This window comes from Pedobacter glucosidilyticus (assembly GCF_002483235.1).
GTDB classification, from domain to species: Bacteria; Bacteroidota; Bacteroidia; order Sphingobacteriales; family Sphingobacteriaceae; genus Pseudopedobacter; species Pseudopedobacter glucosidilyticum_B.
Genome location: NZ_DLHN01000017.1, coordinates 313,573 through 325,904, shown reverse-complemented (window position 1 = coordinate 325,904; position 12,332 = coordinate 313,573). Strand labels below are relative to the sequence as shown.

Sequence of the window (12,332 nt, the reverse complement as noted above, 5' to 3'; positions counted from 1 at the left end):
ATTGCCGAAAACAGTACAAACTTTGCAATTGCTGATGATTTTAAAACCACTATTACTTTGGGAGGAAGCACTTTAGCTCCGTTTTTAATTGACACTGATTTTGGTACACGCTTTCCTTCATACGCCATTGCAAAAGCCGATAGCTATATTGCACAAGGAATAATTAGCCAAATTGGAGAACCTAAAACAACCAACTGGACAGGTGCCTTATCAACCGCATGGAACGATACAGGGAACTGGAGTAATGGCATAGCCGATATACAAACAACTGCAATTTTCGATACCAACACAGCCAATCAACCTATTGTATCAGCAGCCACGTCAGTAGGTCGGGTAATCATAAATAATGGTATTACTGCTACATTACCCTCAACTAATCTTACCGTTAAGGATAAATTACAGGTAAACGGTACCTTAAAAATTCCAGTTTCTGGATTTGCCTATTTCACAGGCTATAATGCAGGCGCAATAGAAGGTAATGGAACCGTAGAGTTTAACGGAACAGGCTCAGCAACTATGGCTTATGTAGGTACTTTAAGTAAACAATTGAGTTTAAAAACCAATGTAAATTTAAGTGCTGGGGGTACCTATAAAACAGTAGAATTTGTAGGTTCGGCAGTAAAAATAACCGGCGATATTAACATTGCCAATACCAATGCAAACGCAATAACCGGAGCTAGTGCAACCAACTACATTGTGGGCAAACTTACTCAAAACATTGCTGCTGGTACCATTTATACCTTCCCGGTGGGTACAGCAAGCTACTATTTACCAGTAAGTATCAATACCAATACTTTAAGCGGAGTAAATAATATTACGGTTGCACCAAAAACCAATAATCCCACTCTTCCTGATTTAAATATTGCGGGTAGTACAGTAAACCGCTTTAGTAATAATGGAAATTGGACCATATCTGCCGATGCTGCACCAACATCGGGTACTTACAGCCTAACACTAAATAAAAATAATGCTACTAATGGCGATACTGATGCCAATAAATACATGATTTTAAAAACAAGTCCTACAAACACCATATATGGTTTTGAAGGTAGTTTAGGCAGTCGCGGTCAAACAGGAGGTTCGGGGTCTAACCCTAATTTTCAAAATTCGGCTATTTCTGCTAGTCAGAGCGATTTACAAAGCTTTGGAGATTTTAGCATAGCTGTAATGTCAGGTCCTGTTTCACAACCTTTAGCTATAACCGCAAGCACATGGACAGGTATAGCCAATACCGATTGGAATAATACAGGCAATTGGAGCAACGGTGTACCTAGTAGTACTGTAAACGCTGTAATTCCGGCAGGGTTAGCTAATTATCCTTTAATATATAATCAAACCAAATCATACTTAAACAATTTAACCATTGATGCCGGTGTTCATGTCAATTTATCCGACAGATTAATAGTAGTTAATGAAATCGTAAATAATGGCACCATTACCGTAAATACAACACCCAATGCAAATAGTGCCTTACCAGTAAGAGCATTATTGAGCGGAAGCGGAAAGGTAGTTTTTTTAAAAACCAAGGTACTCACTGATGCGCAAACACATACCGGAAACATTAATTGCGATGTTGAGGTAAATATTGGAGATGCTAATACTATCAATATTAATGGAACACTAGGCGGCAATGTTAAAATAATTTCAGGTATGCCTGTAAATAGTCTCTCAAATGGTGAAATTATTCAGCTTAACCCTGCCGCTAATTTGGAGATTACAGCACCCATAAACCATATAGTTAGCAGAATTACTAAAGCGGTAAACAGTACCGGTACGTATGATTTCCCTATCGGAAACTATTTAACTTCTACTTTTACCGGCGGCAGAAAATATGGTGCAATTACAATTACTAACCATAATATTGTAAATACTAATCAGTATCAAGTTAGGTTTGATGGAAGTTCTACCAGTACCTTTATCCCTCAAAAAAAGGGAGGTGACATTTATAGCACATTTCTTAATTCGGGCTTTTGGAGTATTACACCAAATGTTGTATCACCCTCAGGTACGATAGATTTGGTTTTAAAAACATCAAATTACACCAATGGTAAAACCGATTTAAACGATTATGCTTTAATTCGTGAAAACAATGCAAGCAGTAGCTGGACCTTTATAGAAAACGCAGTTTTTAGTGAAAATAGTGGGATATTAACCGTTACTGTAAGCGGATTAGCTCCGTTTTCTACCACAGGAGAAACACGTTTTTATATTGGCTTAAAGGCAGGTACTACTACCTGGACTGGAGCAACCAGCACCAATTGGAATACTGCCAGTAATTGGAGCAACGGAGTACCTAGTACTACCGTAAAAGCTATCATTGCCAATGCAAGTCAATACCCAAGTAACCCGCCAAGCTCAGGTTCTGCGGCAGCAGCTGTAGAAATTGCACAAGGTGCCACTTTAACTTTACCTGCCTCATTTTATACACCAAGTGGCATCATTAATAATGGTGTTATTAATATCAGCGGAAGCGGAATTTTCTATGGCTTTGGTTCAGGTTCAACTTTTAGTTCTGTTTCTGGTACAGGAAAACTGGTATTCGGAAATTCATCTCCAACAACTTTCGATTCTTATTATATTTCGCAAACGGTCAACAATAGTATCGAGATAAACAATCCATTAGGTTTAACCTTAACCAGAACAACATCTTTAACCGGAGATTTGACTTTAACCAATGGAATTCTAACGGTTGGCTCTGGACAGAGTTTATGGATGAACAATGCCAATGCTACTGCTAGTGGGAATACTAATGCCTATGTAATAGGAAATCTAAAGCGTACTGTTAATGCTTCTGGAGTTTATAATTTTCCTGTTGGTACAACAGGAATCTACGCTCCGGCAAGTTTAAATTTAAATGGCTTAACGGGCACTTCAGAGATAACTGCAAATTTTTCAAATGCTGCCATAAGTGGGCAACCAAATCTAACAATAGGCACACAAACCGTCTCAAATATATTAAGCGGTGGAAGCTGGTTCATAAATCCAAATACACAACCAACTGGGGGTTCTTACAGTGTAAGTTTAAATGCTCCTGTAGGCGCATCTACAGCAACAAATTTTTACGTCTTAAAGCGTAGCGATAATTATAGTTTTTATACTTGGGAAAATCAGGGTAGCAATATTTCTTCTTCCATAAATGCAGGAATAGTAACCGCTTCTGCAACAGGAATTACAGGCTTTTCTCAGTTTGGAATAGGAGAGGCAATAGGTACATTACCTGTAGAATTGGTAAAGTTTTTGGCTTTTGCCGATGTTAAATCTGCTAAACTATATTGGGAAACTGCAAGTGAATTCATTAATGATAAATTTGAAATTGAACGCAGCAATAACGGAATAAATTTTATAAAAGTTGGAGAAGTGAAGGGAAATGGGACTTCTGCTAAACTTAATAGCTATAGCTTTAAAGATTTTACTCCGTTAAATGGCAACAATTACTATCGTTTGAAACAGATAGATTTGGACGGAAAAATCACCTATTCTGCTATTAAAAGCGTTAGTTTTTCTTTAGATGATACTGAAATTAAAGTATTTCCTAACCCCGTAGTATCTGCTTTGAGTTTTTCTGGAATACCTGTAAAAACATATCGGATTACTTTATCCGGTTTAGATGGAAAAGAAGTTTATAGTGGCAGTTCTACTGATAATACAACAAATATTCCGTCTTATTTACCCTCTGGAGTATATGTTTTAAATGTTGAGGATGCCAGTGGTAAAATATGGATTAATAAGTTGTTAATTAAAAGATAGTATCTGTAAATATGATAAAAACCCTTGGTTAGGAGAGGCTAATCAAGGGTTTTTATTTTCAGGTATAGATGTTTATAGGGTTAAAAGAAAGTTTAAATATTAATAATCTCCTTCTTCTTTTTTGATTTCATTCTTTTAGGTACGCTTTCTAGTATTTCTTCTTCTAAGGCATCAATGGTTCTTTTTTTAATATAGTTGGCGTGGGTTACGATGCTGATTTCTCTACTAGGTTCTGGGCTTTTAAAATACCTGATTTTATCTAATTGTTTAACAGAGAAATGTTGTAAAGAAAGCTCAGGAAGAATGGTAATACCATCATTTAAATCTACCATCCTGATTAAAGTTTCTATACTACCCGTATTGTATTCTAAATTTTGTAGACTGGCTTTTTTATGTTTGCAGATATTTAAAACCTGGTTACGCATACAATGGCCCTCGTTTAAAAGCCATAAATCATCCATATCTAAATCTCCGGCCTGTAAAGATTTCTTTTTATAAACAGGGCTAGTTTTAGAAACATAGCTCACAAAGTTTTCATAATAGATAGGGCGTTCGGTTAAGCTACTTTCATCTAAAGGTGTTGCCAATATGCCACAGTCTAACAAGTTGTTTTTAAGCTTTTGGATAATGGTTTCTGTAGTAAGTTCTGATATAGATAATTTTACTTTAGGATATTTTTCTCTAAAACTACCGATAACTTTAGGTAGCAGATAAGGCGCTACGGTTGGTATAACCCCAATTCTTAGCTTGCCACTTATTTCTCCTTTACGTTCGTTAATAACTTCGTTTATTTTATAGCTCTCCTGCAATACCCTTCTTGCTTGGTTAATTACCTCTACCCCAATTTCAGTTGGCACTACGGGTTGCCGGGTTCTATCAAAAAGTTTTACACCTAATGTTTCTTCAAGCTTTTGTACTTGCATGCTTAAAGTAGGCTGGGTTACAAAGCATTTCTCTGCAGCCATTACAAAACTTCTATACGTATCTACTGCAACGATATATTCTAATTGAACTATTGTCATGCTTAAATATAGACAAAAACTATAGTAATGAGAAGGTTTTATTCAGAAATGGCTATTGAAGTTAATTTAATCCAAAACTTGATAAAAAAAACAGGCTAACTTAAATGATTTTTTAAGTTAGCCTGTTAACTATGTTAATACTTTATTCTACCGTAACAGATTTTGCTAAGTTTCTTGGCTGGTCAACATTACAACCTCTCATTACAGCTATGTGGTAAGATAATAATTGTAATGGAATAGTGGCAATTAGAGGTAAGAAAGCTTCGTCTGCATGAGGAATTTCAATCGTATAATCTGCCATATTTTTAACATCAGTATCGCCTTCTGTTACAATAGCAATGACAATACCTTTTCTGGCTTTCACTTCTTGTATGTTTGAAATTACTTTTTCATAAGATGAGTTCTTAGTAGCAATTACAATAACAGGCATTTCTTCATCAATCAATGCAATAGGGCCATGCTTCATCTCTGCAGCAGGATAACCTTCTGCATGGATGTAAGAAATCTCTTTTAATTTTAAAGCACCTTCTAAAGCTACAGGGAAACCACTTCCTCTTCCTAAAAATAAACAGTTTCTTGAGTCTTTAAGCTTTTCAGCTATTTTCACTATTAAATCATTTGCTTTAAGTGCTTTTTCTACTAAAGTAGGCACACTTTCAAGTTCTGTTAGTAACTCTACCAATTTTCCAGTAGTAACAGTCCCTTTTATTTGGGCTACATAAAAAGCAATTAAAGTAAGTACTGTTACTTGTGCAGTAAATGCTTTGGTAGAAGCAACACCAATTTCTGGTCCGGCGTGTGTGTAAACTCCTGCATGGGTTAATCTTGGTATAGATGAACCAACCACGTTACAGATACCAAAAATAGTAGCTCCTTTTTCTTTGGCGAGCTCAATGGCCGCCATGGTATCTGCTGTTTCACCAGATTGAGAAATTGCAATCACAATATCTTTTTCAGAAATGATAGGGTTTCTATACCTAAATTCAGAAGCATACTCAACCTCTACCGGTACTCTGGCAAACTCTTCAATCAAATATTCACCAACCAAACCTGCATGCCATGAAGTTCCACAAGCTACAATAATGATACGATCCGCGTTCTTAAATTTCTCTTCATATTGCTTTAAACCACCTAGTTGCAACTTACCTTCGTTAGGATAAATTCTGCCCCTCATACTATCTTTGATAGAGCGAGGTTGCTCATAAATCTCTTTTAACATGAAATGGTCATAACCACCCTTCTCTAGCATTTCCAGTTTTAGCTCCAGCTCATGTATATAAGGCGTTTGTACAATATTATCGATACTTTTTATCAAAAGCTCATCTCTTCTTAAATAAGCTATCTCATTGTCATTTAGATAAATAACATTTTTGGTATACTCCACAATAGGTGTGGCATCAGAAGCGATAAAATACTCTTTATCTCCAACACCAATAACCATCGGGCTACCTTTACGAGCAGCAATTAATTGGTCTGGTTGCTCTTTATCCATAATTACAATAGCAAAGGCACCTATAACTTCATGTAAAGCTACCCTAACGGCTTCTTGCAAATCCAGATTTCCGTTTCTTTGGATATCTTCAATTAAATGTATAAGAACTTCTGTATCAGTATCGCTTTTGAAGGTATGACCGCGAGAGATGAGCTCTTCTTTTATGGGGCCGTAATTTTCTATAATACCGTTATGGATGATAGCTAATTTTTCATTACCAGATTGGTGTGGATGCGAGTTTCTATCATTAGGCTCTCCGTGAGTAGCCCAACGTGTATGCCCCATGCCTACAGTTCCAGTTAAATCATTTGAAGCAGCAAAGTTTTCAAGGTCTTTAACTTTACCTGCTTTTTTATAAATGTTCAGCTCTTTTTTCGGATTGATTAAGGCTACTCCAGCACTATCGTACCCACGGTACTCTAAACGGTGTAAACCTTTGATTACTATTGGATAGGCTTCTCTGTTACCTATGTAGCCAACTATTCCACACATAGAAAAAAATATTTTATAATTAGGGGGGCTAAACTACAAAATATTTTTTCTTTAAATGTATGATATTTTTTTTCTGTTAACGTTGGTCTGTATAATAAACTTTTAATTTAGCTTTGATATTTCCAGAATTATTTCCTCCACCAACAATGCTTCTTTGTATAATATCTAGTCTATTACCTTGTCCGCCTAAATTAAAGGTATTGATAAAGGTGCCATAATCTATTCCGCCATTTACCAAATCCTGAATATGGTTAGTAATATTAAAAGTATAAGTTTTTCTTGTTGTATTATAAAATCCATCCACAAAGCCTAGTCCTAAGGAGTTTAAAGACGAATTTTCATCAGGTAGCAATTGCGGTTGTTCTGCAATATCCCATTTATAGATTTTTAATAAAGGAATAGGTGTTAATGGGGTTGTGCTACCATCTTCTGTAGTAAAAATAAGCTCTGCTTTATTTACGACAATGTTGCGTCCTAAATTACGTAACTTGGTTATATAAGGGAATTTAAGACTTACTTTTGTGCCAGCCAAAGTTTTTAAATAAAGTATGGGGTTACTTTTGGCATTGCTATTTAATGCAGCAGCAACAGGAGTACCAGAAAAATCCCAAGATATTTCTGTAGCAGCAGAACCTATATTGCCATTAATAGGGAAAGAAGTTGATGTTGTATCTGTTCCGCCATTGGTGTTCGTATTTCGGTAAAATATATCTACTCTTGCACCATTTTCACCGCTTCCACTGGTATTAAATAACATTAATGCACCTTTATTGGCGGCTATAGTTGTTTGGTCTAAAGCAACATGTAACCCTTTGAAATAATCAGCGAAAGCTTTATTAGAGGCTAAATTAGCACTTCCGGCGTTAATAATTTGGTTGGTAATAAAAGTATTATTGAGGGGAATTCTTAGCTGAGGGATAACTTTCTTTATGGTATCAGCTCTTCCTATTCTAATATCTTGCACAATAATGCTATCTCTGTATGATGGTTTAAATACTTTTGAAGCTATAATAGTTGGTTTTTTAAGCCAAACTTTACTACTTGTAAAAGTTTTTTGCTGTTCAAAGTATAAAAGTTCATCTAATTGCCTTACTTGAACGGTATAATTGGTACTATCGCCATAGTTTACACCACCGTAAGGAAGTACTAAAACTGCTGAATCAATAATTGGATTAGTACCAAAAGTTACATTTACCGTAGGTAGGGTTAAAGCTAAAATCATGTTAGCAGTTGTTTTACCAAATTGAGGGTCGTCTAAATAACCTAATACGCTTCTGGTATTAAAATTAGTGATAATCTCATCTTCTCTTAATAATTTGGTATAAATGGTGCTAGTATCAACAACTTTAGCATTTAATAATATATCAGGATTAACATCTAAACCAATGGTAGATGGATCTTGGCAGCTGCCTAATATAAAAAGGCTTATCAACAGGGTTAATAAGCCTAAATTTTTAAATCTCATATAATCTTTTAAATAAAATTATGCTACTGATATCAGAATATCAGACGCAACTTCTTGATAAAAATTGTAATAATTCTCTAAATCTAATGTAGAATTATAATCTAAAGTAGGTTTATCAGAATTTTTAACAAAATTTAACACCTCATCATGGATAGTTTCTGCACCATATACTACTGCATCAGCATAATCTATAGCGGCTTTATCTAAGGCAACATTAGAAGCATCAGCATAATTAAGCGTATCAGATTCTTGCATACCTTTCATCACAGCTTTTTTTGCAAAATCAGCACCTAGTGTTTCGCTAAAACTATGAGGATATAAAGAGTATACTATTTTAGAATCTTTGAAAGTAGGGTCATCTTTATAGATAGTTTTTAAATAAGCAGGTACTAAAGAAGTCATCCAGCCATGGCAATGAACAATATCCGGAGACCAACCTAATTTCTTAACAGTTTCTAAAGCACCTTTGCAGAAGAATATAGTACGTTCATCATTATCTGCATAAAACTTGCCTTTACCGTCATTAAATACGTGTTTACGCTGGAAATAGTCTTCATTATCCAAAAAGTAAACCTGCATTCTTGCAGATGGTATAGATGCAACTTTTATAATCAAAGGATTGTCGTTTTCACCGATAACAATATTCATCCCTGATAAACGAATTACTTCATGTAATCTATTTCTTCTTTCATTAATATTTCCAAAACGCGGCATAAGAATTCTAATTTCGAATCCTTTATCTTGCATGGCTTGCGGTAATTGTCTTGTGATTTCAGAAATTTTTGTTAACTCTAAAAATGGTGACATTTCATGAGTGATAAACAAAAGCTTGGTTTTTCCCATCTCCTAATCTTTGTTAAGTTTTTGTTAAGAAGTGATTTTTTAAGAACTGCAAATATAATCATTATATAGTAAATTATCAACGTTTTACGTAAATGCTTTTGTTTTTTCTAAACTATTTTACAACTTTATCCCCAAATTTTTAATTTTTGAAAATAATAACCCATCAAGAAGATTTAACTTCTTTAATACTTCAATATAAACAGGAAGGTAAACGCATAGGCCTAGTGCCAACTATGGGGGCTTTACACCAAGGGCATCTTTCTCTTGTTCAAGAATCTTTATTTTGTACTGATGTTACTATAGCATCTATTTTTGTAAACCCAACACAGTTTAACAATAAAACGGATTTGCTAAAATATCCTAAGCCTATAGCAGAAGATATCCATAAGTTAGAACAAGCTGGTTGTCATGTACTCTTTCATCCAGAGGTTGAGGAGATGTACCCGGCCGAAGATACTTCATGGGATTATCAGGTTGGAAAACTTGACCATATTTTGGAGGGCGAATTTAGGCCAGGACATTATAAGGGGGTTACCCAAATTGTGTATAAACTTTTTAAAGCGGCTATCCCTGATTTAGCATTTTTTGGTCAGAAAGATTACCAACAGTTTTTGGTTATTAAAAAAATGGTTCGTGATTTTAATTTGCCTATACAATTAAAAAATTGCGCTATTGTTAGAGATGATGATGGTTTGGCCATGAGCTCAAGAAATATCCATTTAAGTGCCGAAGAAAGATTTGCAGCTCTAAGCTTAAGTAAAGCATTACTGTTTATAAAGGATAACTATGACTTTTTGTCTTTAGATGAGTTGAAAGAACAAGCTAACAAATTTTTTACAGGTTCTGATGTACTTAAACTAGAGTATCTAAGAATTTGCAATCCTGATAGTTTACAGGATTTACAGCAAAAAGGACCTGCCATAGCTTTAATTGCTTGTATGGTGGGCACAACCCGGCTTATAGATAATATGATGTTAGCCTAACATTTTTTCTAAAATTCTATACTAACTTTGTGTTATGATTATTGAAGTCTTAAAATCTAAAATTCATAGAGCTAAAGTAACTCAATCCGAATTGAATTATGTTGGGAGCATTACTATTGATGAAGATTTAATTGATGCTGCCAATATGATACCTAATGAAAAGGTTCAGGTGGTAAATAATAATAATGGTGCTCGCTTTGAAACTTATATCATTAAAGGAGAAAGAGGAAGTGGTACCATCTGCTTAAATGGATCATGTGCCAGATTAGCACAGGTAGGTGATATCATCATTATTGTTTCTTATGCACACATGGAAATGGAGGAAGCAAAGAAATATCAGCCTGTACTGGTTTTTCCTGATGAAAATAATCGACTTATAAAATAAATTTTAATGAAGTATAAAGCATGTATGCAACACGCTTTATACTCAATCTTATTTGTTTATCTCTTTAGCCCAACTGTCTTTTAAGCCAACAGTTCTATTAAAAATGAGGTTTTCTGCCGTGGCCTCTTTATCTAAACAGAAATAACCTTTTCTAATAAATTGGTATCTTCTATCAGGGTTTTCTTGTAATTGCTCAATTGCTAATGTTAAATCTGGTTCTATATAGGCGTTTTTAACAACCACTAAACTTTCTGGGTTCATGTAATCTTTAAAATCACCGTCCTCAGCATCTGGCTGTTCTACTTTAAATAACCTATCATATAATCTTACTTCGGCAGTTTTAGCGTGTTTTACACTTACCCAGTGCATGGTTCCTTTTACTTTTAATCCTGATGTATCTTCACCAGATTTTGAGTTAGGGAAATAAGTACAATGAATTTCAGTTACGTTTCCATCTGCATCTTTAACAAAATCATCGCATTGTACGATGTAAGCATTTTTTAAACGGCACATTAAACCCACACCTAGTCTGAAGAATTTCTTTGGAGGTTCTTCCATAAAATCTTCACGCTCTATCCACAGCTCTTTGCTAAAAGGGATAGCTCTTTCGCCATCATGACCTTCAACTTCAGGGTTATTCTCTCCGTGTAAAATTTCTTCTTGCCCATCAGGGTAATTGGTAATCACCATTTTGATAGGGTCAATAACGGCCATTCTTCTCCATGATGTTTTATTTAAATCTTCGCGGATAAAGAACTCCAACAAACTAAAATCAATTAAGTTATCTCTTTTAGCTATGCCTATTCTTTCGCAAAAATTACGGATAGATGCTGGCGTAAAACCGCGTCTTCTTAAACCACTTATGGTAGGCATACGTGGGTCGTCCCAACCAGCAACAATTTTGTTGTTTACCAACTGCATCAATTTACGCTTACTCATAACCGTATAGCTCATGTTTAAACGAGCAAATTCATACTGTTTTGATGGGAAAATATCCAGTTGCTCTATAAACCACTCGTATAATGGGCGGTGCGGAATAAATTCTAGCGTACAAATAGAATGGGTAATTTTTTCTATAGCATCAGACTGCCCATGTGCAAAATCATACATCGGGTAAATACACCATTTATCACCAGTACGGTGATGGTGTGCGTGTTTTATCCTATACATCAACGGGTCACGCAAGTGCATATTGGGGTTTGCCAAATCAATTTTAGCTCTTAAAACCTTTGCGCCATCAGGATATTTACCAGCTTTCATTTCTTCAAAAAGCTGTAAATTTTCTTCTATTGATCTGCTTCTGTAAATATTTGGAGTGCCTGCTTCTGTAGGTGTGCCTTTTCCAGTAGCAATTTCTTCTGCTGTACTATCATCTACGTAAGCTAAACCTTTTTTTATAAGGGCAACCGCAAAGTCATATAATTGGTCAAAATAATCAGAAGAATAAAGCTCTTCTTTCCAATCAAAACCTAACCATTTTACATCTTCCTTTATACTTTCTACATATTCAGTATCTTCTGTAACGGGGTTGGTATCATCAAATCTAAGGTTGGTAGCGCCATTGTATTTTTTGGCTATTCCAAAATTTAAGCAGATAGATTTAGCATGACCAATATGTAAATAGCCATTAGGCTCTGGAGGAAAACGTGTTAAAACTCTGCCACCATGCTTACCATTTTTAAGGTCTTCTTCTATAATCTCTTCTATAAAATTTAATGATTTTTCCTCTGACATATCTTTTGCTTTGTTTACAAAAGTAAAAAAACAGCCGGATTTATTAGCCTATGCTATATTTATACATCTAAAAAAGGAAATTATGTAGTCAAATTTAACAGTTTAAGATAAGTGCGTTCATTGAATAATTTGTGATTTAATTGTTATGTTTTCATCTATTTAGCATCAT

General features: G+C 35.0%; 8 protein-coding genes. 3 read left to right on the top strand and 5 right to left on the bottom strand.

Going from position 1 to position 12,332, the window contains the following annotated elements; translation table 11 throughout:
• On the top strand, nt 1-3,747 hold a 3,747-nt coding region (locus B2745_RS05130; RefSeq protein WP_304064194.1), incomplete at its 5' end, for a T9SS type A sorting domain-containing protein.
• 92 nt (nt 3,748-3,839) lie between these two features.
• Here B2745_RS05130 and B2745_RS05125 read toward each other — a convergent pair.
• The 4 genes from B2745_RS05125 to B2745_RS05110 form a co-directional block, all read right to left on the bottom strand.
• A complete protein-coding gene (locus B2745_RS05125) occupies nt 3,840-4,769 on the bottom strand; it encodes a hydrogen peroxide-inducible genes activator (protein ID WP_304064193.1) in 930 nt (309 codons plus the stop codon).
• A gap of 142 nt (nt 4,770-4,911) precedes the next feature.
• Nucleotides 4,912-6,753, bottom strand: a complete 1,842-nt coding sequence (glmS, locus tag B2745_RS05120; RefSeq protein WP_026902735.1) for a glutamine--fructose-6-phosphate transaminase (isomerizing) — start codon at nt 6,751-6,753, stop codon at nt 4,912-4,914.
• Between the two features lie 76 nt (nt 6,754-6,829).
• Nucleotides 6,830-8,218, bottom strand: coding sequence for a DUF4270 domain-containing protein (locus tag B2745_RS05115; RefSeq protein WP_304064192.1), 1,389 nt, complete (start codon nt 8,216-8,218; stop codon nt 6,830-6,832).
• A gap of 18 nt (nt 8,219-8,236) precedes the next feature.
• A complete protein-coding gene (locus B2745_RS05110) occupies nt 8,237-9,061 on the bottom strand; it encodes a glycogen/starch synthase (protein WP_304064191.1) in 825 nt (274 codons plus the stop codon).
• Between the two features lie 146 nt (nt 9,062-9,207).
• Between B2745_RS05110 and panC the strand changes: the two genes are divergently transcribed.
• Both panC and panD read left to right on the top strand, forming a co-directional pair.
• Entirely contained in the window at nt 9,208-10,044 is an 837-nt protein-coding gene (gene panC, locus B2745_RS05105) for a pantoate--beta-alanine ligase (RefSeq protein ID WP_304064190.1), read from the top strand.
• A gap of 34 nt (nt 10,045-10,078) precedes the next feature.
• Nucleotides 10,079-10,429 (top strand): aspartate 1-decarboxylase, encoded by a 351-nt coding sequence (gene panD, locus B2745_RS05100; RefSeq protein WP_039451998.1) that lies wholly within the window; start codon nt 10,079-10,081, stop codon nt 10,427-10,429.
• Nucleotides 10,430-10,477: 48 nt separating this feature from the next.
• On the opposite strand, the gene B2745_RS05095 is transcribed toward panD, so the two are convergent.
• Entirely contained in the window at nt 10,478-12,163 is a 1,686-nt protein-coding gene (locus tag B2745_RS05095; protein ID WP_304064189.1) for a glutamine--tRNA ligase/YqeY domain fusion protein, read from the bottom strand.
• Between the last annotated feature and the right edge of the window lie 169 nt (nt 12,164-12,332).

What these genes read in the sequence shown, in the direction of transcription:
- B2745_RS05125 (WP_304064193.1), bottom strand. Translation starts at nt 4,769, where the DNA reads ATGACAATAGTTCAATTAGAATATATCGTTGCAGTAGATACGTATAGA.
- glmS (WP_026902735.1), bottom strand. Translation starts at nt 6,753, where the DNA reads ATGTGTGGAATAGTTGGCTACATAGGTAACAGAGAAGCCTATCCAATA.
- B2745_RS05115 (WP_304064192.1), bottom strand. Translation starts at nt 8,218, where the DNA reads ATGAGATTTAAAAATTTAGGCTTATTAACCCTGTTGATAAGCCTTTTT.
- B2745_RS05110 (WP_304064191.1), bottom strand. Translation starts at nt 9,061, where the DNA reads ATGGGAAAAACCAAGCTTTTGTTTATCACTCATGAAATGTCACCATTT.
- panD (WP_039451998.1), top strand. Translation starts at nt 10,079, where the DNA reads ATGATTATTGAAGTCTTAAAATCTAAAATTCATAGAGCTAAAGTAACT.
- B2745_RS05095 (WP_304064189.1), bottom strand. Translation starts at nt 12,163, where the DNA reads ATGTCAGAGGAAAAATCATTAAATTTTATAGAAGAGATTATAGAAGAA.